26 protein-coding genes are annotated in these 22,963 nt (G+C 61.8%); 13 read left to right on the top strand and 13 right to left on the bottom strand.

From position 1 onward, the window contains the following. Positions 1–129: 129 nt before the first annotated feature. Positions 130–789 carry a methyltransferase family protein gene (locus tag HBN98_RS15110; RefSeq protein ID WP_083366258.1) on the top strand — a complete coding sequence of 220 codons (660 nt, stop codon included), beginning with the start codon at positions 130–132 and terminating at the stop codon, positions 787–789. Between the two features lie 102 nt (positions 790–891). Here the strand turns inward: HBN98_RS15110 and HBN98_RS15105 are convergent, their stop codons facing one another. Further along, entirely contained in the window at positions 892–1,560 is a 669-nt protein-coding gene (locus HBN98_RS15105) for an HAD-IA family hydrolase (RefSeq protein ID WP_083366259.1), read from the bottom strand. A 78-nt stretch (positions 1,561–1,638) separates the two neighbouring features. Beyond that, a complete protein-coding gene (locus tag HBN98_RS15100) occupies positions 1,639–2,052 on the bottom strand; it encodes a response regulator (RefSeq protein ID WP_083366260.1) in 414 nt (137 codons plus the stop codon). A gap of 199 nt (positions 2,053–2,251) precedes the next feature. On the opposite strand from HBN98_RS15100, the gene HBN98_RS15095 reads away from it, so the two are divergent. Next, entirely contained in the window at positions 2,252–3,193 is a 942-nt protein-coding gene (locus HBN98_RS15095) for a class I SAM-dependent methyltransferase (protein WP_083366261.1), read from the top strand. A gap of 124 nt (positions 3,194–3,317) precedes the next feature. On the opposite strand, the gene HBN98_RS15090 is transcribed toward HBN98_RS15095, so the two are convergent. Further along, positions 3,318–4,097, bottom strand: coding sequence for a helix-turn-helix transcriptional regulator (locus HBN98_RS15090; protein ID WP_083366262.1), 780 nt, complete (start codon positions 4,095–4,097; stop codon positions 3,318–3,320). Between the two features lie 111 nt (positions 4,098–4,208). Between HBN98_RS15090 and HBN98_RS15085 the strand changes: the two genes are divergently transcribed. After that, entirely contained in the window at positions 4,209–5,312 is a 1,104-nt protein-coding gene (locus HBN98_RS15085) for a polyamine ABC transporter substrate-binding protein (RefSeq protein WP_083366263.1), read from the top strand. Between the two features lie 147 nt (positions 5,313–5,459). Beyond that, complete coding sequence (locus HBN98_RS15080) at positions 5,460–6,578, top strand: DmpA family aminopeptidase (protein ID WP_064587049.1); 1,119 nt, start codon at positions 5,460–5,462, stop codon at positions 6,576–6,578. Positions 6,579–6,948: 370 nt separating this feature from the next. Here HBN98_RS15080 and HBN98_RS15075 read toward each other — a convergent pair whose 3' ends face one another. Continuing rightward, a complete protein-coding gene (locus tag HBN98_RS15075; protein WP_064587048.1) occupies positions 6,949–7,635 on the bottom strand; it encodes a GNAT family N-acetyltransferase in 687 nt (228 codons plus the stop codon). A 179-nt stretch (positions 7,636–7,814) separates the two neighbouring features. Here HBN98_RS15075 and HBN98_RS15070 point away from each other — a divergent pair, with 179 nt between their 5' ends. Continuing rightward, complete coding sequence (locus HBN98_RS15070) at positions 7,815–8,138, top strand: YXWGXW repeat-containing protein (protein ID WP_083366264.1); 324 nt, start codon at positions 7,815–7,817, stop codon at positions 8,136–8,138. Between the two features lie 41 nt (positions 8,139–8,179). Then, positions 8,180–8,392 carry a YXWGXW repeat-containing protein gene (locus HBN98_RS15065; RefSeq protein WP_047601629.1) on the top strand — a complete coding sequence of 71 codons (213 nt, stop codon included), beginning with the start codon at positions 8,180–8,182 and terminating at the stop codon, positions 8,390–8,392. Positions 8,393–8,407: 15 nt separating this feature from the next. Here HBN98_RS15065 and HBN98_RS15060 read toward each other — a convergent pair whose 3' ends face one another. The 3 genes from HBN98_RS15060 to HBN98_RS15050 all read right to left on the bottom strand — a co-directional run bounded on the left by HBN98_RS15060 (position 8,408) and on the right by HBN98_RS15050 (position 11,547). Next, positions 8,408–8,968 (bottom strand): YceI family protein, encoded by a 561-nt coding sequence (locus HBN98_RS15060; RefSeq protein WP_083366265.1) that lies wholly within the window; start codon positions 8,966–8,968, stop codon positions 8,408–8,410. A gap of 92 nt (positions 8,969–9,060) precedes the next feature. Beyond that, the gene (locus tag HBN98_RS15055) at positions 9,061–10,056 is read right to left on the bottom strand and encodes an acyltransferase family protein (protein ID WP_083366266.1); all 996 of its coding nucleotides are present in this window, start codon (positions 10,054–10,056) and stop codon (positions 9,061–9,063) included. Positions 10,057–10,188: 132 nt separating this feature from the next. Beyond that, entirely contained in the window at positions 10,189–11,547 is a 1,359-nt protein-coding gene (locus HBN98_RS15050) for an MATE family efflux transporter (RefSeq protein WP_083366267.1), read from the bottom strand. A 126-nt stretch (positions 11,548–11,673) separates the two neighbouring features. On the opposite strand from HBN98_RS15050, the gene HBN98_RS15045 reads away from it, so the two are divergent. The 3 genes from HBN98_RS15045 to HBN98_RS15035 all read left to right on the top strand — a co-directional run bounded on the left by HBN98_RS15045 (position 11,674) and on the right by HBN98_RS15035 (position 14,761). Further along, complete coding sequence (locus HBN98_RS15045) at positions 11,674–12,243, top strand: chorismate mutase (protein ID WP_082920302.1); 570 nt, start codon at positions 11,674–11,676, stop codon at positions 12,241–12,243. A gap of 124 nt (positions 12,244–12,367) precedes the next feature. Beyond that, positions 12,368–12,886, top strand: a complete 519-nt coding sequence (locus tag HBN98_RS15040) for a phage infection protein (protein ID WP_083366268.1) — start codon at positions 12,368–12,370, stop codon at positions 12,884–12,886. A gap of 231 nt (positions 12,887–13,117) precedes the next feature. Further along, complete coding sequence (locus HBN98_RS15035) at positions 13,118–14,761, top strand: sensor domain-containing diguanylate cyclase (RefSeq protein WP_083366269.1); 1,644 nt, start codon at positions 13,118–13,120, stop codon at positions 14,759–14,761. Here HBN98_RS15035 and HBN98_RS15030 read toward each other — a convergent pair whose 3' ends face one another. From HBN98_RS15030 to HBN98_RS15020, 3 genes are all read right to left on the bottom strand, one after another. Then, positions 14,762–15,055: a hypothetical protein gene (locus HBN98_RS15030; RefSeq protein WP_064589978.1), complete on the bottom strand. Its 294-nt coding sequence runs from the start codon at positions 15,053–15,055 to the stop codon at positions 14,762–14,764. It lies immediately after the preceding gene. 218 nt (positions 15,056–15,273) lie between these two features. After that, positions 15,274–15,660: a c-type cytochrome gene (locus tag HBN98_RS15025; RefSeq protein WP_083366270.1), complete on the bottom strand. Its 387-nt coding sequence runs from the start codon at positions 15,658–15,660 to the stop codon at positions 15,274–15,276. A 162-nt stretch (positions 15,661–15,822) separates the two neighbouring features. Then, positions 15,823–17,154 (bottom strand): aminotransferase-like domain-containing protein, encoded by a 1,332-nt coding sequence (locus HBN98_RS15020; protein ID WP_083366271.1) that lies wholly within the window; start codon positions 17,152–17,154, stop codon positions 15,823–15,825. A 91-nt stretch (positions 17,155–17,245) separates the two neighbouring features. Here HBN98_RS15020 and HBN98_RS15015 point away from each other — a divergent pair, with 91 nt between their 5' ends. Next, complete coding sequence (locus tag HBN98_RS15015) at positions 17,246–18,139, top strand: DMT family transporter (RefSeq protein ID WP_083366272.1); 894 nt, start codon at positions 17,246–17,248, stop codon at positions 18,137–18,139. A gap of 3 nt (positions 18,140–18,142) precedes the next feature. Here HBN98_RS15015 and HBN98_RS15010 read toward each other — a convergent pair whose 3' ends face one another. Continuing rightward, positions 18,143–18,958 (bottom strand): AraC family transcriptional regulator, encoded by an 816-nt coding sequence (locus tag HBN98_RS15010; RefSeq protein ID WP_083366273.1) that lies wholly within the window; start codon positions 18,956–18,958, stop codon positions 18,143–18,145. A 131-nt stretch (positions 18,959–19,089) separates the two neighbouring features. Between HBN98_RS15010 and HBN98_RS15005 the strand changes: the two genes are divergently transcribed. After that, positions 19,090–19,605, top strand: coding sequence for a carboxymuconolactone decarboxylase family protein (locus HBN98_RS15005; protein ID WP_083366274.1), 516 nt, complete (start codon positions 19,090–19,092; stop codon positions 19,603–19,605). A gap of 106 nt (positions 19,606–19,711) precedes the next feature. On the opposite strand, the gene HBN98_RS15000 is transcribed toward HBN98_RS15005, so the two are convergent. Next, entirely contained in the window at positions 19,712–21,157 is a 1,446-nt protein-coding gene (locus HBN98_RS15000) for a SulP family inorganic anion transporter (RefSeq protein ID WP_083366275.1), read from the bottom strand. A 157-nt stretch (positions 21,158–21,314) separates the two neighbouring features. Between HBN98_RS15000 and HBN98_RS14995 the strand changes: the two genes are divergently transcribed. Both HBN98_RS14995 and HBN98_RS14990 read left to right on the top strand, forming a co-directional pair. After that, positions 21,315–21,623, top strand: coding sequence for a DUF7693 family protein (locus HBN98_RS14995; protein ID WP_083366276.1), 309 nt, complete (start codon positions 21,315–21,317; stop codon positions 21,621–21,623). Between the two features lie 83 nt (positions 21,624–21,706). Next, positions 21,707–22,252 carry a hypothetical protein gene (locus tag HBN98_RS14990; protein WP_064587034.1) on the top strand — a complete coding sequence of 182 codons (546 nt, stop codon included), beginning with the start codon at positions 21,707–21,709 and terminating at the stop codon, positions 22,250–22,252. 40 nt (positions 22,253–22,292) lie between these two features. Here the strand turns inward: HBN98_RS14990 and HBN98_RS14985 are convergent, their stop codons facing one another. Next, a complete protein-coding gene (locus HBN98_RS14985; protein WP_083366277.1) occupies positions 22,293–22,928 on the bottom strand; it encodes a hypothetical protein in 636 nt (211 codons plus the stop codon). Positions 22,929–22,963 lie beyond the last annotated feature (35 nt).

The raw sequence follows: 22,963 nt of genomic DNA, 5'->3' as shown, positions 1-22,963 counted from the left end.
CGATATTGGCCGGGTGAGGACGTTGCCGACCGACGACCGATAGACCCGACGCCTTCGCGAGCAAGCCCGCGCCCACAGGTTCAGCGGCGTCCTACACTGAAAGGGTCGGCCGCCTTTTAAGAGATCACCATGAAAATGTCCGCGCAAATGATCGTAGTGGCGGTGCTCGCCAGCCTCGCCTACCTGGGGCTTGCAGTGTGGGGTATTGGCGGGCCGGCGCTGTTCTTTGCCCATGGGGCGCTGGTGGTGATTGCGCTGGCCACCGTGCTGATGGTGGTGGCGTCACTGTTTACCGACGTGAACATGAGCTCTGGCGAGCGCGAGGACCGCGCCAATCGCTGGGTGATTCCGGCGTTCGGCGTTATCGGTCTGGTCAGCGGTTTTCTGCCGGCCTATTGCGACCGGATCGGGTTCTGGACCTTCGGCGGTGAGAGCGTGCGCTGGCTCGGCGCGCTGCTGTTTATCCTCGGTGGCGCGCTGCGGCTGTGGCCGGTGTTTATCTTGGGCCGGCGGTTCAGCGGGTTGGTGGCGATTCAGCCGGGGCATCGACTGGTCACTGACGGCATTTACACACGGCTGCGCAATCCGAGCTATCTGGGGCTGGTGGTCAACGCCATGGGCTGGGCGCTGGCGTTTCGATCCAGCGTCGGGCTGATTCTGGCGGCGCTGACGCTGATTCCGCTGATCGCCCGTATCCACTCGGAAGAGGCGCTGCTGCGCGGGCAATTTGGCGCTGAATATGAGGCTTATTGCGCGCGCAGCTGGCGGTTGTTGCCGGGCATCTATTGACCGTGTAGGAGCTGCCGAAGGCTGCGATCTTTTGATCTTGATTTTCAAAAGCAAGATCAAAAGATCGCAGCCTTCGGCAGCTCCTACCGAGATTGTGTTGTGTCAGGTTTTTTTCAGGCGCAGTTGGCCTTGGCTGTCGACGGTGACGCTCAGCGACTCATAACTGTCGAGGGTCGCGTGGCGGGTTTCGAGGGGATGCGGGTGCGTTGTGGTGATGATCATCAGCGCGGCGCCCGCCGCTTCAGCGGCCTGGATACCGACGGTGGCGTCTTCGAAAATCAGGCAGTCGCGGGGATCAAGCCCCAAGCGTTTCGCCGCGAGACGATAGCCCGCCGGATCAGGTTTGCCGGCCGTCACATCTTCGGCCGTGATCAGCAGCGCAGGCTCGGCAATTCCCGCCGCTGCCATGCGCCGCAACGCCAGATCCCGTGGCGCCGACGTCACCATCGCCCAACGCTCGGCAGGCAGGCTGTCGAGAAAGGCCACCGCCCCCGGAATGGGCACGATCCCGTCCACGTCATCGATTTCCGCCTGCGCGATGAACGCCGCTTGCGCCTCGGCGTCCACCCCCGGCAGATTCAGGCGCCGGATGGTGTCGATGGCGCGGGCGCCGTGAATGGTCGGCAGGAACGTTTCGACATCCACGCCATGGCGTTCGGCCCACGCGGCCCAGACCCGCTCGGCGGCGGCGATGGAATTGAGGACGGTGCCGTCCATGTCGAACAGGAACGCGCCGAACGCGCGGTCGAAGACGTTATCGTGAGCAGACAAAAGGTCGCATCCTTTGACAAGACTGGGCGAATTGGCCGGGCAATGTAGCATTTTTGCCCGGCGATTCGACCCGTTGACTCAGTGCAGGCGCGAGGCCTTGGACTTGAACGCGCTTTCCACGCAGTCAATCAACTGACCAATGGCCCACGGCTTCTTGATGAACGCCACCGGGTGTTTGACCCCCGACGACTCCGGGGTTTCATAACCGGACATGACCATGACCGGCTTGTCCGGCCAGCGCTCGCCGACCAGATTGGCCAACCCGGCGCCGTTGATTTCGCCGGGCATGGTGATGTCGGTGAGAAGCAAGGCCACTTCCGGCGCATGCTCTTCCAGATACAGCTTGGCGTCATCCGCGCTGGTGCGCGGCTCGACCTTAAAACCTTCCTCCTGAAGAATTTCGCAGAGAAACTCCAGAATCAACGGATCGTCCTCAACCACCAGAATCAACCCGCCAGGAAGGTGCGCGCTCGGCGTCGGTGTTGGACTCATGAACTGGCACTCCCTGAATTACATTAACGACTTAGCGGCTCAAATCCGCTGCTTATCTGGTATGAGCAGCGCGCCCTGCATAAATTCATTTTTGATACAGGTCTTTTCTTAACAGTCGTCATTGGCCTTGGCTGACGGGCATTCGCCAGGCGGTTTTTGTGGTTAAAATGCCGGCCCTTTTGCTTGCCGACCGTGACTGATGAACCCTGAAGCCCTCGCCACCCTCCGCGCCCATCTGCTGCCAGCACTCGCTGCGGCACCGAGCGAAACCCGTCGCCTGTTTCATGGCCGCGGACGTTGCTGGCCGGGGTTGGAGCAACTGACGGTGGACTGGCTGCAAGGCGTGGTGCTGGTCGCGCTGTTCAAGGAACCGGCGCCGGAACAGCTCGAAGCGCTCAAGCATTTGTTGCTCGACATCAGCACCTCGGCCGAGTGGCAACAGTCCGGCGCGCACACTTTGTTGCTGCAACATCGGTATTTGCCGCAGAGCACCGCCGAATGGCTGCTGGGGGATGAGATCGACGAGATGAGCATCGTCGAGGGCGGCTTGCAGTACCGCGTCGATCTGGGCCGCAAGCAGAACGCCGGGCTGTTTCTCGACATGCGTTACGGGCGCAACTGGGTACGCGAGCAGGCCGCGGGCAAACGGGTACTGAACCTGTTCGCCTACACCTGCGGTTTTTCCGTGGCGGCGATCGAAGGTGGCGCCAGCCATGTGGTCAACCTCGACATGTCCCGCGCGGCCCTGAGCCGGGGCCGCGACAATCACCGATTGAACGGGCATGACCTGAGCAAGGTGAGTTTTCTCGGCCACGACCTGTTCAAGTCCTGGGGCAAGGTGATCAACAGCGGCCCGTACGACCTGGTGATCATCGACCCGCCCTCGTTTCAGAAAGGCAGTTTTCTGCTGACCAAGGATTACCAGCGGGTGCTGCGCCGCTTGCCGGAACTGCTGACGGCGCAAGGCACGGTGCTGGCGTGCATGAATGATCCGTCGTTTGGCGCGGACTTTCTGATTGATGGCGTGACCCGGGAAGCGCCGAGTCTGCGCTTCGAACAGCGGCTGGAGAATCCGCCGGAGTTTCCGGATATTGATCCGCAGAGCGGCCTTAAAGCCTTGGTCTTCAAACGCTTAGACTGACGCAGCGCAAATCCCCCTGTAGGAGTGAGCCTGCTCGCGATAGCAGTGGATCAGTCAACATTTTCATCAACTGACACATCGTTATCGCGAGCGGGCTCACTCCCACAGGGGGATTTGTGGTGGGTCAGGCAGTCGGCGGACGCAACACCAGCGCAAACAACTCGCCATGCCCGTTCACATTGAGCTTGTGATAGAGATTGCGCCGATGCACCTTCACCGTCTCCGGCGAAATGCCCATCTGCTGGGCGATGGCTTTGCTGGAGAAGCCCTGCAGGATCAGCCGCGCAGTGTCGACTTCACGGGTGGTCAGGCGCGCATCGAGGCGGTCGAGCAGCGTCGCCAGATCCCCCACTACCGGTTCGGCGCCCGGCCCTTGCGGCGGCAACAACTGCACATGGCGGCGCATCGCGGCCAGTACCCAGTCGCGCACACACAGCAAGCGGCCCTGCTCCGCCAGATCGAACGCCGTCGAGCGCCCCAGTGACAGGCCGAGCACGCCGCCCTCGACGTTGATCATGAACTGCAACTCGTCCTCGCCCACCACCGAGCGAAAGTAGCTCTGGTAATACTCGCTGTGCAGAAACTGGTCCGGCGCCACCGAAGCCAGGCTGTGCAGGCCGTCGGTAATACCGGTCGAGGCGGTTTGCCAGAACGGGTCGAGCAGGTACATCCCGGCGCAGTAGCTGGCCAGTTCTTCCTGCTCGTCGGCGCGGCCCTTGCTGTCGAAATCGATCAGCAGTCGCGGCGCCTGTCCCGCCTGCATCAGTGCCACCAGCGCGTTGTCCAGCGGCACCAGCAGCCGCAACGTGTCCACCAGCGCCCGCCAGAATCCGTCCTGCCCGACCGTGGCAAACACCCGCGCCAGACTCTGATGCACCGGCAACTCCTGCAACAACGCGTCCACGCACTACCCCTTTTGAGTAACCCATGATGGGAATGGGTCGGGGGTGACCGGCCCGATAGGCTGAGCACTCCCGATCATCACCGGCCTGCCGCAGGCCAGGAGTGCCGCATCATGCGTTGTCACCGTGGCTATATCAACTTGGGTCTGCTCGCCTGCATCGGCGTTGCCTGCGCCGCCAATGCCGCCGACGCACCGAGCGTGCATGTCTACAACTGGTACGACTACATCGGCCCCAACACCCTGGCTGACTTCAAGCGCGACAGTGGTATTCAACCGGTTTACGACACCTTCGACAGCGCCGAAGTGCTCGAAGGCAAACTGATGACCAGCCGCAGCGGTTACGACGTGGTGGTGGCGAGCAACTTCAGCCTGCCGACGCTGATCAAGGCCGGCGCCCTCGCTCCGCTGCCGCGCGATCAACTGCCGGGCTGGAAGAACCTGGACAGCGATCTGCTGAGCAAACTGGCCAACAACGACCCCGGCAATCAATACGCCGTGCCTTACCTGTGGGGCACCAACGGCATCGGCTACAACGTCGACAAGGTGCGTGCCGCGCTGGGCGACAAGGCGCCGGTGGATTCGTGGGACCTGGTGTTCAAGGAAGAGAACCTCTCCAAGCTCGGTCAGTGCGGGGTGGCGATGCTTGATTCGCCGTCGGAAATGCTCCCGGTGGCCCTGCACTACCTCGGACTGCCGCCCAACAGCACCAACCCCGAGGACTACCAGAAAGCCGAAGCGCTGCTGCTCAAGCTGCGCCCGCACATTGCCTACTTCAACTCGTCGAAATTCATCAGTGACCTGTCCAACGGCAACATCTGCGTGGCGGTAGGCTGGTCCGGCGCGATGCTTGAGGCCAAGACCAACGCCGAGCAAGCCAACAACGGCGTGAAGATCGCCTACAGCCTGCCCAAGGAAGGCGCGCCGGTGTGGTTCGACACGCTGGTGCTGCTCAAGGACGCGCCGAACCGCGCCCAAGGCCTGGCATTCATCGACTACCTGCTGCGCCCGGAAGTGATCGCGCCGGTCAGTGATCACCTGTCGTATCCAAACGGCAATCGTGCGGCGACGCCACTGGTCGCCGAGGCCACTCGCGATAACCCGGCGGTGTATCCGTCCGCAGCGGCGATGGCCACCTTGTACACCCTTGAACCGCTGCCCAAAGCCACCGAACGGGTGCGCACGCGGGTGTGGAGCAAGGTCAAGAACGGCCAGTAAACCCAAAACATCTCCCCTGTAGGAGTGAGCCTGCTCGCGATGGCGTCTTTGAATTCAACATGTTTGTTGACTGGCTCACCGCAATCGCGAGCAGGCTCACGCCTACAAGGTCCGTGTGTCCTTCAGATTTTTACAGAGAGACAAAACATGAAGCCCCGTGCCCGTGACCTCAACATCCGCATCGGCCAGTTGCAACCCGGCCCGCTCAACGCCATCACCGACGTCCCCGGCGTGCGTGTCGGCCACAGTAATGTGCGTGGGCGCAGCCCGGCCGGACGCGACATCTGCACCGGCGTCACCGTGATCGAACCACGTCGCGGCTCGACCAACCAACAACCGTGTTTCGCCGGGGTGCATGTGCTCAATGGCAATGGCGATGCCACCGGCCTTGAGTGGATTCGCGAGGCCGGGCTGCTGACCAGCCCCATCGCCTTCACCAACACCCACAGCCTCGGCGTAGTGCGCGATGCGTTGATCGCCCTGGATCGCCAGCAGCAGCCGGACGATGGGCGTCTCTACTGGAACATGCCGGTGGTGCTGGAGACCTTCGACGGCCTGCTCAACGACATCAACGGTTTTCACGTCAAGCCGGAGCACGTCGCCGAGGCGCTGCATGACGCGCATGACGGCGCCGTCGAAGAAGGCGCGGTGGGCGGTGGCAGCGGCATGATCTGCCATGAATTCAAGGGCGGGATTGGCACCGCATCACGCCGGTTGAACAGCGCGCAGGGCGGCTGGACGGTGGGCGCGATTGTCCAGGCCAACCACGGCATTCGCAGCGAGTTGCGGGTCGACGGTTATCCGGTGGGGCGTTACATGGAACAGGTGGATTCGCCGTTCCTGCGCGCGGCCCTGCCGCACCCGGGCATGGGCTCGATCGTGGTCTGCCTGGCCACCGATGCACCGCTGCTGCCGCACCAGTGCGTTCGTCTGGCACAACGGGCCAGCCTCGGTCTGGCACGCAGCGGCGGCGGCAACGAAGACCACAGCGGCGACATCTTCATCGCCTTCGCCACCGGCAACGAGCACGTACCGCCGGCGGCGTATGAAGGCAAAGGCGCGTCCACCTGCGACGGCTTGCGCATGGTCAACAACGACCATATAAGCGAGTTGTTCCTCGCCGCCACCGAAGCCGTGGAAGAAGCGATCATCAACGCCCTGCTCGCCAGCGACAGCACCGCCGGCAACGGGCACTCGGTGCCGGGACTGGATAAAGAAACACTGCTCGCCGCCCTCGCCAAGGCCGGCTGGCCCGGCGCGCGCTGACACCACAAAAACCTGTAGGAGCTGCGGCACGCTGCGATCTTTTGATTTTTCAAAGCAAGATCAAAAGATCGCAGCGTGCCGCAGCTCCTACAGGGGGGGCAACTGACCAGAGCAGTGCGCAACGACTACTTCTCCCCCCCGTGCGGCGCGGTATCAGGATTTCGACACGCGGTACTTGAGTCGGCCCCTGCGCATTCCCATGATGAAGGTACGCAGTCGTTTCTCTCCTGAGCGTCTGCGTAGGGACGGGTGTTCTGAATCTCAAATCAAACCTGTTCCCTGTTTCATGCGCAGCTTGAGCCTCGAGGGCTCTACTTCTCCCCATCAAAGAGCCTTGAGGCTCTTTTTTTGTCTGTTTTCTGCGCCGGGCTCAATGCAGCGTCAGGCGCTGGCGGACGAATTCTTCAACGTGGCGAGTGGCCTGATCCAGATGCCGATCGCGCTGTTTCTCGGCATCGAGCATCGCGCGCTTACCGTTTTTCTGCAGCAGGTAGGTGTGGATCTGCTGCACTTCCAGCGAACGGTAGATCGGCGTGGTGTCGATGAAACCGCGCAAGCCGTTGCTGCGGTAATGCCGGGTGCTCATCAGCACTTGAGTTTCGCGAGCGCCAATCACCTCGAAGCCAAGCGCCTCGAAGTACGGCACCTTGCCGACGCTGCAGGTCAACTCGGCGTGCGGATAACGGCTGACCATCTCGCCAATCATCGCCCGCGCCACGCCCTGACGCCGATAGCCTTCGCGCACCGCCATGTAGGCGACGCTGCACGCTTCCCAGTCGCCCTGCACCGGCAGGTACAAAAGGAAACCGGTGACCCGCTCCGGGTCGTCCTCGGCAGTCGCCACCAGCAACTCCACCTCGGTGCCCTTCTCGCCGTTCAACGCTTCCAGATACAGGTGCACCTCATAGCCGACCGCGTACTGATAGACGTTGTACAGCAGGTTGCTCGGGCCGAGACCGACCGCGCTGATGTCGGTCAGGTAATCGACCACCAGTTGCAGAATCTGGCTGTTGACGCTTTCGGGGCATGGGGATTTGTAGTGGGTGATGCGTGGCATGGCGGGTGAACTCCGGCGGAAAACCGCGACATCATACCGTGTCCCGAGGCCTGCTCCTGCAGGAAAGCCGGAAGCAGTCCTGAAGAAAATTTCATCTGCCAGGGATCGGATCTTTCGCCGATTTAGCGTCCAATTCTTCAGCTGCGTTCACGTTTCTACGCAGGCCTTGAGGAGTTCTCATGAACGTTTTGCGTTCTCTGTTCAAATGCCGGCAAGCCTTGTTGCTGGTGCCCTTGACCCTGGCCGCGCTGGCCAGTACACCGGTGTTCGCCCAGCCCCCGGTTTACATTCAGCAGGCACCCCCGCCGATGCGCATGGAAGTGATGCCTGGGCCACGTCCCGGTTATGTCTGGGATCAGGGTCACTGGCGCTGGGAAGGACGCGGCTATGTATGGATGCCCGGCCACTGGCAACCGGTTAGGCACGGCGCGCACTGGCGACCAGGCCACTGGCAGGCGCGCGGGCCTAACTGGTACTGGGTCGAAGGTCACTGGGCGCGTTGAGTCCGATCCGCCTGCACACTTCATCTATCGGGAACACCACCATGTCGCGAACCTTGAAAACCCTGCTCGCCGCCTCTCTGGTCGCGATCACCCTGTCAGGCTGCATTGTCGAACCGGTCCGGCCGCATCGGCCACCGCCGCCGGTTGAAGTCGTACCGGTCATGCCTGCACCCGGCTACCACTGGGTCGCCGGACACTACCGCTGGGATGGCCGTGAGTGGCGCTGGGCACCGGGACACTGGCGCGCGTATTGATTGCCAACGGTGGCGTCACTGCTGTGGCGCCACCACTTTGAACTTGATGTCGATTTCGTTGGACACCACGGAGTCGGCCCACTCCCCTGCCCCGAGCGCAAAATCATCGCGCTTGAGCACCAACTCACCGTCGAAAATGCCGATGGCGTTGTCCGGTTTCAGTTGCACCGGCACCTGAACGTCCCGGGTCATGCCTTTGACGGTGAGCCGGCCGGTGAGCAGATAGCGGTTTGGCTCGATCTGGCTCAAACCGGTCGACTCGAATACGGCAACGGGAAATCTTTGAGTGTCGAACCACGCCGGCTTCACCAGTTCGGTGTTGGCGTCTTCGCTGCCGGCATCGATGCTGTTGAGATCGATGCGCAACGTGGTGCGGGCATTGGCGGGGTTAAGGGTGTCGAAGTCCAGCGTCGCCTCGAACCTGCCGAAAGTGCCGTACACGCGCGAGCCCATCTGGTTGTACGTAAAGCTGATCTGGCTGGCCGCGGTATTGACGCGGGTGTATTCAGCAGCCTGCGCGACACTCATGACACCCAGGCAGGCAAACAGTGCCACAGCGGTGAATCGGGCACGCATGGGATTCTCCGGACAGGGCAAGCCTTCAAGACCTTGACTGACTTAAGCAAACATCCCGCGAATGCGCCATGTCATCGGTCTGCCGGCGTGGTTCATGCCGTCGTCTCGACGCTTTGCGCTTGAACGCGCTGCCGCTGTCCGTGACGCAGGCGATGACGCAATGCCAGTGCCGGTCGCTCGACGCAATAGTAGGAAACCCCGCTCAGCGCAAAGGCCAGCGCCAGCACCGCCACGACGATGTGCGCGTCGTAAGGCACCGGCCAGAAGCCCCGCAAGAAGTACATCACCACAAAGTGATTGAGGAACACCCCGTAGCTGATGTTGCCGAGGAACTCGTCAATCCGGTGATACTTGAATCGGGTCAGCAGGTACACGGCCGGAATGCCCAACGCGATACCGAGGGTCACCTCCGCGTTGAACGGACGACGTTCGATCACACCCGTCATGATCGCCACAAACAGCAACCCTGCCAGCACCGCCGTGCCGACGGCAATGGTCAGGCCTTTGGCCTGAGGCCGATACAGATAGCTGCCGCACAGGAAAATAAACAACACACCGGGCAACAACCGATAACCGTAGATATCGGTATTGAGATAGCCCAGACACGCCAGCATGAAAATGCCGACCGACAGTACAAATGCCGCGCCCCGCGCCTTGAAGATCAGCAGGAACGGGATCAACAGGTAGAAACACATCTCAAGCCCCAGCGACCAGGCCGGAGGCAGGATTTCGGTCCCCGCCACTCCGAACATATAGAAGCCAAGCGGCAGCATGAGCACGCTGCTGGCGATGGTTTTGAGCGTCAGCTCCGCCGCCTGGGGCGTGCCGGGCAGCAGGAAATGGATCACTGCACAAGAGACGACGAAGTAAAACAGGAACTGCGGAAACAGCCGCAACGCCCGGTCCACGTAGAACGAGCCAATTTTCCCGAGCGCGTAGTAATTGCGCTCGATGAGCGAGGTCATGACAAACCCGCTGATGATCAGAAACGAGATGACAGCCACCACCCCCGGGTTGAGCCCTGCAACCGTCTTGCCCATATGAGAAACGGCGACCAGAACCGCCAGCAACAGACGAAAAGCTCCCATCGATCCCCTCAAGCGTCCTTATCGTTATGGCGGGTAACCTACGACGCTTCGCACGACAATGCCAGCGGAACAAAAAAGGGCCGCCCCACCGGGCAGCCCTTTCTCAACCGTGGCGGCTCGCGCCGCGCTCCCTCAGACCAGCCGCTCGATCTTCTGGTGCTGCCAGACCAGTTTGTAATACAGGGTCTGCAACACCAGCATGCCCAGATACGCCACCGGAAACGCCATCCACACGCCCTGCAAGCCGTATTGCCCGTCCAGCCAGTAAGCCGCCGGCAACTGCACGCCGACCACGCAGACAATCGCGATCACCACCGGCACCAGCACCGTGCCGCTGGCGCGCATGATGCCGCCAATGATTGCCTGGAAGCCGAACACCAGCAGGCTCCAGAGCATGATGTGCAGCAAGTGTTCGGCCATTGCCCGGGTCGAATCTTCGGTCAGGAACAAACCCAACAGCCAGTGCGACAACAGGTACCCGAGCACAATCAAACCGCCAGTGAGACAGACGTTGATCAACAGCCCGGTGCGCAGGATCGGCGCCATGCGCTGCAGTTGCCCGGCACCGATGGCCTGGGCGCCGAGGATCGACGCGGTGATCGCAATCGACAGCGCCGGAAACTGCACGTAGTTGACGATTTGCGTGACGGCACCGTAGGCCGCCGTGGCCTGCGAGCCGTGCTGGTTGACCAGCGCCAGAATCACCAGCTCCGACAGCGACAACACAATCATCTGCACCCCGGTCGGCAGGCCGATGCGCAGCACCTTGCCGAGAATCGCCGTGTCCAGGCGCAGTGCGGCGAAGAACTCGCGGTCCGGTGCCAGCGGATGATGCTTGCGAATCAGCCGCCAGGCCAGCCACGCCATCGCCGACAGGTTGCCGGCCAGCCCGGCGAACGCCGCGCTCTGAATCCCCAGCTGCGGCAAGCCGAACCAGCCGCGAATCAACGCTGGCGTCAGCGCCAGCCCGACGCACGTCGACACCATCAATGCCAGCAACGGCGACAGCGTGTCACTCACCCCGCGCAGTAACTGCGTGAACAGCACAAACACCAGCATTGACGGCAGGATCCACATCATCACGTGCGCATACGCCACCGCGTCGTCCAGCACATCCGCCGGCGTCCCCAACCCCTGCAACGCCTGTCGCGCAAACACGCTGCCGAGCACCGCCGCCAGTAAACCGATCACCACACCCAGCAACAAGGTCGCCCCGGCAATTGCCTTAACCATGTGCGCCTCGCGCGCGCCCCACGCCTGCCCGATCAACACCCCCGCGCCCGCCCCCAGCCCGATCACCAGCGCAATAAAGAAAAAGATGATCGGAAACATCCCCGACACCGCCGCCAGCGCCTGCGTGCCGAGCATCTGCCCGATGTAGATGCTGTTGACCGTGCCCGACATCGATTGCAGGAAGTTGGACAGCACCATCGGCGCGAGGAACAGCAGATAGGTTTGCCAGAGGGGTTTGGTGGCGCTGGGGGTTTGCATTGAGGATCCGTCTCGGGGTGGGAGATGCGAGGGATATTACGCTAGATGGGCGGGTTAAAGGCGGTCGACATCGTGTGCGCTCACGGCTTAAATGGCGGCACTCTTATCCATGGAACACGCCAACCCATGATCCCTTTGCGAAATGCCCTGACCTGTTCGCTGCTGGTTGTTTTCAGCCACCTGGCGTACGCCGCCGAAGCCCCTGCGCCCGCCGAATCGCTGCGCCCCTTGCTGACCACCCTGAACGAACGCCTGAACATCGGTGACCTCGTGGCCCTGACCAAATGGGACAGCGGCAAGCCGATTCAGGACAGCCCGCGCGAAGCCCAGGTCATCGCCAATGCCCGGACGCTGGCCAGTGAACGCAAGCTTGATCCCGAGGATGTGGCGCAGCTGATCGCCGCGCAAATGGAAGCCAATAAACTGGTGCAGTACGGACTGCTGGCGCAATGGCAGGCGGCAGGTCGCGCACCGGATACGCCGCGACCGGACCTGGCGAAACAGATTCGCCCGCAACTGGACGAGCTGCAAAGCCGCCTGCTGCAGCAGTACGCCGACTTCCTGCCCTATCGTCGCGACCCCGCATGTTCGGCCTGGCTGGCCAAGGCGCGTCAGGGGCTGCCCCATGACGCCCTGCACGATCTGGCCCTTACCCGTGCCACCGGCGAGCTGTGCATTCGAGCGGCGGGCCTCTGAACCGGGGGTTCTGGCACACATTGCTGGCGTCGATAGTCACCATCACGCCAATGAAGTTCTCATAAAAAATCCGCGGCGTAACATCGGCTCCAGACAAACCCACTGCACCCCGGAGCACACGATCATGAAACGCCAAACCATCCTCGGCATCGCTTTCTCGGTTCTCGCAGTTAACGCTTTTGCAGCAACCCCCACTCACACCCTGGTCGCTGAAGGCGGCTCGGACAAGTTGATTGAAAGCCGTCTGGCTGAAGGCGGTTCGGATCGTTTGCTGGAGCGTCGTGTTGCCGAAGGTGGTTCGGACCGCCTGCTGGAACGTCGCGTTGCCGAGGGTGGCTCGGATCGTTTGCAAGAACGTCGCGTTGCCGAAGGCGGCTCGGATCGTCTGCTGGAACGTCGCGTTGCTGAAGGTGGCTCGGATCGTTTGCTGGAACGACGTGTTGCTGAAGGTGGCTCGGATCGTCTGCTGGAACGTCGCGTTGCCGAAGGTGGCTCGGATCGTCTGCTGGAACGTCGCGTTGCTGAAGGTGGATCGGATCGCCTGCTGGAACGTCGCGTTGCCGAAGGTGGCTCGGATCGTCTGCTGGAACGTCGCGTTGCTGAAGGTGGTTCGGATCGCCTGATCGAAAGTCGCAACGCCTGAACCCAAGGTTCTACCGAAACAACACAAGCCCGGCCTGATCAGCCGGGCTTTTTTTCATCTCGATTTTTTTTGCAGTCGTGGTTCATTTCAACACAGGCCGTCAGAAATGCCGGTGCGGTAGCCACCTCGGATGAAAGGTCCGACAACGAGCGACCGAAGCAACTGACTGGCAGCCCGACGCTCATTGCGCATACCATGCGACCACAACTCCAAAACAGAAATTGCCCGCCCATGCTCAAAGCCAGTCTGCGAAGCCACCTGACTCTCTGGTTTGCCGGTTTGTCCCTGCTGACACTGGTGAGCGTCGGCTTCTATGTCGGTCACATCGCCACCGAACAGATGAAACTGGCCAGCGGCAACGCGCTGCTCAATACCGCGCGTTCGGCCGCGACATTGCTCGGTGAGCAGTTACGCGAGCGCCAGTTGGAGGTTTACCTGCTGAGCCGCGCGCCGCATCTGGAACGTGGCGACCTGGACAACCCGGCGATTCTCAAATCGATGCAACTGCGCACCCAGGCCCGTGCCGAGTATGCGTGGATGGGCGTGACCGATGCCGAAGGCAATGTGCATCAAGCGGTCAATAATTTGCTGGTTGGGCAATCGGTGAAGCCGCGGCCATGGTTCCAGGCTGGCCTGCGGGGTGAGTACACCGGAGATCCGCACGAAGCGGTGTTGTTGGCCAAGCTTTTGCCGGGAACGCCTGACGGCGAACCGCTGCGTTTCATCGACTTCGCCGCCCCTATCCGCAACGCCGACGGCCAGGTGATTGGCGTACTGGGGGCGCACGCGCACTGGAGCTGGGTGACGCGCATTGTCGAGTCGGCAGCGTTCTCGCATAAAAATGCATCGCCAGATATCGAAGCGCTGATCATCGATCACGACGGTAAGGTGCTGTACCCGGAAGCGCTGATGGGCCAGCAACTGGCGGTGAATGATTCGAAAGCACCGGGCTGGTCGGTCGGTAACGGTTACCTGACCAGCATGGTCACCGTGCCGACGCCGTCGAGTACCGCGCTGTCGTGGTCGATCGCCGTGCGCCAACCGCTGGACACCGCTCTGGAACCGGCGCGCCTGCTGCTCTACAAGCTGCTGTTGTTGGGGGTGCTCGCCGCAGTGGCGTTCGGTCTGGTGGCGTACTATCTGGCGCAATACCTGAGCCGGCCGATCGAACAACTGGCGTACTCGGCCCAACAGGTACAGAACAACCAACCGGGCGCGCACTTCCCGCTGCAGCACCCGGTGCTGGAAATCGCCCAGCTCGGCCAGTCGATCGACGCCATGACCCAGTCGCTGCTGGCCAAGGAACGTGAGTTGCAGGAAGCCAACGCCTCACTCGAAGCCACCGTTGCCCAGCGCACCGCTGCGCTCATGCAGGCCAACGCCGAGCTTTTGAATCTGGCGACCCACGATGCCCTGACCGGCGTTTACAACCGCCGCCGGTTCGATGAAAAACTCAGTGAATACAGCTTGCTGTTCCGCCGCACCGGGCGACCCTTTGCCCTGTTGCTGATCGACGCCGATCACTTCAAGCGCATCAACGACACCTACGGCCATGCCATTGGCGACGACGTGCTGCAGCAACTGGCGCAAATCATTCAGGTCAGCGTCCGTGCCACCGATTTCGTCGCCCGTTACGGCGGCGAAGAGTTCGCCGTGCTGCTGCCGGAAGTCGCCCAGCCTGATACACCAGAGGTGGTCGCGGAAAAAATCCGTGCCGCGGTGGCCCAAGCGCACTTCCCCAACATCGGGCAAATCACGGTGAGCATTGGCGTCGCTCTGGCCGACCCGGCGGACAACAGCCACACGATGTTGATCAAACGTGCTGACCAGCAGTTGTATCAGGCGAAAGCGGCAGGTCGTAATCAGGTGGCGTGATCAGCCCTTTTTCAACTCGCAGACTCCGTTGGCCCTGTTCTTCCCGGTGTAGGAAACCGCCGGGGAGCCATCGGGATTGATGCTCAGCGAAATCGTCACTCCCGCGCCCCTGGCTTCGAAGTAGTTGTCATTGAATTTCTTCAACTTGCCCTCCTTGCCATTGATGTAGATCGGTCCGCCTTCATCGGCATGCACTTCGATCTTGCCCGGGCAGGTGGCGTTGACCAGCGGGATGCCCGCGTGGGCGAGATTGGCAACGAGCACCAGCGGTGCAGCCAGGAATAGCGTTTTCATGGTCGACTCCAGACTTGGGTTGGTTTGAAGGTAGACCAGACGGCGCGGCATTCGCTCAATCCGGTAAACCGGCCGACGCCGTTTGCCGGGTAACAACTGAACGGTGGCACGCCCTCTACCCGTATTTCTTGAGTCCCGCGACGCCTTGCGCGTGCCGCTTCAAATCCGGCAGGCGAGATGGCGATGCAGGGGTTATCCGGACAGACAAAGCAAATCGGCTAGTTGGAGTACTGCTGCAGATACGCCAGCAAATTATCGATCTTCTCCTCGTCACTCAGCCCCCAGAAAATCATTCGCGTACCCGGCACCACGCCTTTCGGGTCTTTCAGATACGCGGTCAGCGTCGCGCGATCCCAGGTCACGCCGGAGTTTTTCATCGCATCGGAATACACGTAGTTGGCCGAGGTCCCGGCCGCCCGGCCGATGATGCCGTTGAGTTGCGGGCCGAAACCCGGGCGCGCGTCCGGCCCCACCTGATGGCAGCCGCCGCACAGGCGCGGGAAGATCTTTTCGCCGGCTGCGGGATCGCCTGCGGCGCGGGCGGTTGAGCTGAACAGTACGGCGGTGGCGGTCAAAGCAAGAAGCAGTGAAACGGTGTTTTTCATCGGGCGATCCAAAACGGTGTGATGCAGTTGAGGCAAGGCTAACACTTTGTGGCGAGGGCGCTGGCTGCCGCTGGGTTGCGTAGCGCCCCCAATAGGGGCCTGCCATGCAGACCAGCGGGAGCAAGCTCCCTCGCCACGGGTGTATTTCGCAGCAGGTGTTTTTTACAGGTAAGCAGCGATGACCTTTCTGACGGTGATCAATGCCTGGCGCAGGACATCCATCGGCACCGAACCCAACGCCAGCCGAATTGCATGCGGCACATGCGCCGACACTGCGAACGGCTCAGCCGTGGTGACGGAAATCTGCTCGTGCATCAACTCCACCACCATCTGATCGGCGCGCACGTCTTCGGGCAGCGGCAGCCACAGGAAGTAGGAGGATGGATGACCGATGCAAGTCAGCCCTTGCAGCATCTCGGCGGCCAACAGTTGTCGGGCCTTGGCGTCGTGGCGTTTTTGCTGCTCCAGCAGGCTGACGGTGCCGTCGTCGAGCCAGCCGCAAGCCAGCGCGGTCATCACGCCGGGGGTGTTCCAGGTGGTGGCGCGGATGATCCGCTCCAACGCCGGCACCTTGGTCAGCGGCGCCGCAATGAAACCGACGCGCAGGCCGGTGGCGATGTTCTTCGACAGTCCCGATACGTACACCGTGCGCTCCGGCGCCAGATCGACCAACGTACGCGGTGGGTTTTCCACCAGAAAGGCGTAGGCCGCGTCTTCGATGATTATCAGATCATGCCGCCGGGCGAGCGCGACCAGTTGCTCACGCTGTTCTAGCGGCGTCACCCAACCCAACGGATTGTGCAGCGTCGGCATGCTGTACACGGCACGCACCGAACGGCTGCGGCAGAGCTTTTCCAGCGCCGCCAGATCCGGCCCGTGCTCACCGAGCGGGATCGCCACCACTTCCAGGTGCAATGCCTCGGCCAATACCTTGAACCCGGAATAGGTCAGCGCATCCGCCGCAATCACATCCCCGGGCTTGAGCAAGGCCATCAAACTCACCGCCAGCCCCTGCTGGGCGCCGTTGACGATCAGTATCTGCCCGCCATCCACCTGCACACCGCGATCGTGCAAGTGCCGTGCAATCGAGGCGCGCTCATGCTGGCGCCCGGCGTGGGGTTGATAACGCAGCAAGGCTTCCAGATCCCCCGACAGCGCCAGTTGGCGCAATGCACTGCGCAACAGATCGGCCTGACCGGGCAACGATGGATAGTTGAAATTGAGGTCGATCATGCCGACCGCCACGTCCTTCTGATCGATGCCCTGCCCCGGCGACAACGAGGTTTCACGCACGAAGGTGCCGCGTCCGGTCTCGCCGCTGACCAGGCCCATGGCTTCGAGTTCGGCGTAAACCCGCGACGCCGTCACCAGTGCCAATCCTTCCTTGGCCGCCAGTTCCCGGTGAGTGGGCAGGCGTGTTCCGGGTGCCAGACGTCCCGCGCGAATGTCCGCGGCATAGGCATCAACGAGGGTCTTGTAGCGCGAGCGCGGCATGCCGGATGTATCCATGACAATTATTTGATTGTCCTGATTCTCAGCCCCAGGATTGCCTGAAAGCAACCCCACCTTTTGAGCGTGACCTTGTATGGAACGGACTTCGAACCTGGTTAACCCGGGGCTGGAAAAAACCAGCGGCTGGATCAACGGTTTTATCGGCGTGGTGATCTTCAGCGGATCGCTACCGGCCACGCGTCTGGCGGTGCTGGAGTTCGATCCGGTGTTTCTCACGGTGTTGCGCGCAGCCATCGCCGGGGTGTGCGCGGTGGGCCTGTTATGGCTGTTTCGCGAACGGCGTCCGGCACGCAATCAGTGGCTGTCGCTGCTGATCGTCGCGCTGGGCGTGGTGTTGGGCTTTCCGTTGCTGACGGCACTGGCACTGCAACACGTGACGTCGGCACATTCGATTGTGTTTGTAGGATTACTGCCACTGGCGACGGCGATTTTCGGAGTCTTGCGCGGCGGCGAAAGACCGCGGCCGGTGTTCTGGATGTTCTCGGTTCTGGGCAGTGCGCTGGTGGTTGGCTACGCCCTGTCTCAGGGACTGACCGCCTCGCCCACCGGCGATTTGCTGATGCTCGCGGCGATTCTGGCCTGTGGCCTGGGTTATGCCGAAGGCGCGAAGCTGTCGCGAACCCTCGGCGGCTGGCAGGTGATCTGTTGGGCGCTGGTGTTATCGCTGCCAGTGATGGCCGTCGCAACTCTGTGGCTGGCACCCGCCTCGTTCAGCCGCATCAGCCTGTCGGCGTGGTTGTGCCTGGCTTACGTGGCGCTGTTCAGCATGCTGATCGGGTTTGTGTTCTGGTATCGCGGGCTGGCCCAGGGCGGGATTGCCGCCGTCGGACAGCTGCAGTTGCTGCAACCGTTTTTCGGCCTGGCGCTGGCGGCGACGCTGCTGCACGAACACGTCAGTCTCGGCATGCTGGCGGTGACCCTGGGTGTGATTTTGTGTGTGGCCGGGGCGAAGCACTTCGCCCGATAAACCTCAGCTATCGACCTTCCATTCCCGCGGGCTGAGTCCGGTCTTGCGACGGAAGGCCCGGGCCAGGGCCGAAGGGCTTTCATAACCGACCTCTTGCGCGATCAGTGCAATCGGCCGGCCTTCGCGCAGACGCTTCTGCGCCAGGCTGATGCGCCAGCTCACCAGATAATCGGCCGGCGACTGCCCGACAACGCGACGAAACTGCTCGGCGAATCCGGCGCGAGACTGATTGGCGGCAGTCGCCAGATCCGCCACGCGCCAGGCTTTGGCCGGCTGCTCATGCATCAGGGTCAAGGCGCGGGACAAGCGCGGATCGGCCAGCCCGGCCATCATCCCCGGTTGCTGAACACGGCTGCTGATCAAGTGCCGCAACAGCAGGATCACCAGCAACTCGAACAGCCGATCCATCACCGCCATGCGCCCGCAATGACCGTCAAAAGCCTCTCTGAACAGCCACTCCAGGGTGTTGCCCATCTCCGGCACTTCAGTGAGTTTGAGCACCAGGTAATCCGGCAGTGCTGCCGCCAGTGCATTGCCCGAACCGCCGTCAAACGTCAGCGTGGCGCAGACCAGTTGCGCGCCCATGGCCTCGTCGGCGGACATCCGGTGCGTGAAGGGTCTGGGGAAGAAAATCAGCGAGGGCTCGACGATGCGGATCTCGCGTTCATTGCCGAGTTTGAGCAGCAATTCACCGGCCTGCAACAGGTGCACATGCCCCACCGGTTCGTCCTCGTGCAGACCGAGGCCGCAGAAACTGCCGCTGTGGAAGGTACCGGCGTTCACGCCGAAATGGCTGAGCAGCGTGGAAAGGCGATCCATGAACGACTCCCGGAGCATATCTGGACGATCTGCCGCATATCCTCGACGATCTGCTGCCAAAGCACCAGCCGTGCTCAATAACATGACCTCCATCCCCGGCGCACTTCGCACCGGACTTCTGGAGAGTCACCATGAGCCGCGTCCCTGCCATCAGCCTTGAAAACGCCACCGACGCCAGCCGCCCGATTCTGGAAGGCGTGAAGAAAAAAATCGGCTTCCTGCCCAATGTCTTCACCACCTTGGCCAAAGCCCCGGTGGCCCTGGAAGCCTACGTGCAAGCCTCGGCGATCCTCGGCAAGACCTCGCTGAGCGCCAAGGAAAAAGAAGCGGTGTATCTCGCCACGTCCCAGGTCAACGGCTGCGATTATTGCCTGGCGGCGCACAGCCTGTTTGCCAGCAAGGCCGGACTCTCGGCGCAGGACATCGGCGCGGCGCGTCAGGGCGAACTGAATGCCTATGCCGCCCTCGCCCAGCAGTTGACGCAAAGCCGCGGGCACCTGAGCGATGAGCAGATCGCCGCCGCTCGTGCTGCCGGTATTGACGACAGTAAGATCATCGAAGTGATTGCCTTGGTCGCCGTGCAGTCGCTGACCAATTACCTGAACAACGCGGCCTTGACCGACATCGACTTCCCGGCCATTGATTGAACGCGAAAAACTGTGAAAGCGGGCTTGCTCGCGAAAGCGCTGGGTCAGTCAACTGGTGTGTTGGATGACCCTCCGCCTTCGCGAGCAGGCTCGCTCCCACTATTGGTCAGTGATGTTCGACGCCGGCGCGTTTCAGCAGCTTCTTGCAGCGCTCGGACAGATGAAACACCTGCAACACCTTCCCTGCCTTTGCGTAACGCTCACGCAATGTCTTCAGCGCGGCAATCGCCGAGTAATCGACAAAGCTCAGATGCCGGCAATCCAGCGTCACTTTCGCCGGGTCATTGGCCGGGTCGAACTGGTTGAGGAACGGCGTGGTCGAGGCGAAAAACAGTGTGCCGTGCAGGCGGTAGAGCTTGCTGCCATCGGCCTCCAGATGCTCATCGGCGTACAACTCGCGGGCCTGCTGCCAGGCGAAGTTCAGCGCGGCGATGATGATCCCGCACAGTACGGCGGTGGCCAGGTCGGTGAACACGGTGATGGTGGTGACCGCGATGATCACCAGTACATCGTTGAGCGGCACTTTGTTCAACACCCGCAACGAGGCCCAGGCGAAGGTCTGCTGCGAGACCACGAACATCACGCCCACCAGCGCCGCCAGCGGAATGCGCTCGATCAGCGGCGACAGGAACAGGATGAACAACAGAATCAGCCCCCCCGCCACCACCCCGGACAAGCGCCCGCGTCCGCCAGAGCTGAGGTTGATCACGGTCTGGCCGATCATCGCGCACCCGCCCATGCCACCGAACGCGCCGGAGACCATGTTCGCCGCGCCCAAGGCCACGCACTCGCGATCCGGGTAACCACGGGTTTCGGTGATTTCGTCGGTGAGGTTCAGCGTCAGCAGGGTTTCCAGCAGGCCGACCAGCGCCATCAGAATCGCGTACGGCGCGATGATGCGCAGGGTCTCCAGGTTCCACGGGAGGTCCGGCAGCGCGAAGCTTGGCAGACCGCCGGCGATGTGCGCCATGTCGCCAAGGGTGCGAGTCGGCAGGCCGAACAGGTAGACCAACAGCCCTACGCCGAGGATCGCCACCAGCGCCGGCGGCACCGCGCGGGTCAGGCGCGGCAGGAGGTAGACGATGGCCATGGTCAGCAGCACCAGCCCGGCCATCAGGTACAGCGGCGTGCCGCTGAGCCAGTGTTCGCCACTCTTGAAATGCTCCAGTTGCGCCAGCGCAATGATGATCGCCAGGCCGTTGACGAAGCCGAGCATCACCGGGTGCGGCACCATGCGCACCAGTTTGCCCAATCGCAGCAAGCCGAACGCCATCATGATCAGGCCGCCCAGCAACACCGTCGCCAACAGGTACTGCACGCCGTGCTGCACCACCAGCGCGACGATGACTACCGCCATCGAACCTGCCGCGCCGGAGACCATCCCCGGCCGCCCGCCGAACAACGCGGTCAACGTACAAATGATGAAGGCGCCGTACAGGCCCATCAGTGGATTGAGGTGGGCCACCAGCGCAAACGCAATGCATTCGGGCAACAGGGCAAACGAGGTGGTGAGTCCGGCCAGGACATCGGCACGCAGACGTTGTGGTTTCATGGCTTACCTGACTGGCGGCCGACGAGTGTGGCCGCGGATGTTCGCGAAAATGAGGGGTGCGGATGTTACGGAATAGTTCGCAAGCGGGCCAGTGATCGCTGACACCCGTCGACGCGCGATTTATGCTGACGCGCTTCTGCTTCCATCGAGTACGACCATGACTGCATTGCTGAGTGCCCGTGACGTTTGCCAGCGCCTGCGCGAGGCTGCTTTGGGTGTACGGGCGTTCAACCGAAGCCAGACACCCACTGACGCCGGCCTGGTTGCGGTGGATATCGAAGGCTGGCGCCTGGCGCTGGATATTGAAGATGGGCGGTTGCATCACTGTGAACACTGCCGCTGCGCGGAGGGTCACGAATGGCATTTCAATGCCCGCTATGGCACTGATCCGGTCAATCTGCTGAGTACTTGGGAGCTGGCACAGATCGAGAAACTGCTGAGGCCAGACCGACTCGGGGCAGGCTGATCACTGCATGGGCGAAGACGGTTGCCCAATGCTGGCACACTGCCCATAATTCGCGCCCCTTTCTCCTCACGCAAGGAAACGCCGTGAAAAAGTCTTTGTTGTTGATCCCGATGCTGGCCGTGCTGCTGCAAGGGTGTGGCATGACCATGACCCGCTATGAGCCGAGCTACGAAAACGTCCAGAAGCTCAAGCAGACGCCCCCCCTGCATGCGATCAGCAATCCGCAAGTGAGCGCCGAGTCCGGCGAAGGTTCGCTGGTGGTACGGGCCAACCCGGTGCGCTCGCCATCCGGCAGCATCCCGGCGCACATTCAGGACGCGATCACCGAAGAGCTGCGCAAGGCCGGCCTGCTTGATCCGCAAGCCCAGCGTCAGCTGAAAGTGCTGGTGGTGAAGAACAACCTGTCGGCCGGCATGGGCACCGGCGATGGCCAGCTTGCTGCACGCTTCACGCTGCTCAATGGCCAGAACGTGGTCTACGACGCGACCAAGAATGTCAGCAGCCAGTGGAGCAGCAGCTTCTTCGGTTTCATTGCGATTCCGAATGCGGTCAACGCCTACAACCCGATGCTGCGCGATTTGCTGAAGGAACTGTACAGCGATCCTCAGTTCATCCAGGCCCTGAAATAAGGGCAAAAAAAGAGCCGTAATTGCGGCTCTTTTTTTGGCATCACGCCCGTGGAGTACGGGTGTCAAGCGCCGAGTATTTCAGGTTGTTGTTGTCGATCATTTGCTTGAGCAGCGCATTGACCTGACGGGCGAACGTGTCGTTGACGGCCGCCTTCGGGGTGTTGCCCATCAGCGGAATGAACCAGATACCGATCCAGGTGCCGACCGCATCATGGTTGCTCGCAGTGGTCAGGGCTTGACCCGTTCCGTCCACGGCTTCGAGGCTCATGGTGTACTGATCAGTGCCGTACGCAGGGATCACACCCAGGCTGAAACCACTGATGAAGCCCAGCACCATCGAACCGGCATTCGGCGGATGGTTGTACATTTTCAGACGCAGGCTGTAGTCGCCCGGTTGCTTCTGGAACTCGTCCAGGGTGACACGGCCGAACAGGCCCGAATCGGTCAGAATCTTTTGCAGCTCAGGCTTGAGCTGGTCACGGGCCTGCGGCACTTCTACGGCCGAAGCGCTTTTTGGCTCGCCCTGGTAGAAATCGAAGTCCACATAAACATTGGGTTTGTTGGCGTAGCTGGCCATCGATGGCAGTTTGACCGGCGCCACTTCGTCTTTGGTGAAACTGGCACAACCACCGAGCGCAAGCACCAGGCCCAGCGCCAGGATTTTCCCGAATTGCATGTTGTCTTCCCTATGTGAACCCAGCCAAATGATAT

This window comes from Pseudomonas koreensis (assembly GCF_012986595.1).
Lineage (GTDB): Bacteria > Pseudomonadota > Gammaproteobacteria > Pseudomonadales > Pseudomonadaceae > Aquipseudomonas > Aquipseudomonas koreensis.
Note: the sequence above shows the minus strand (reverse complement) of the source record. Positions and strands in the feature narration are given on the sequence as shown.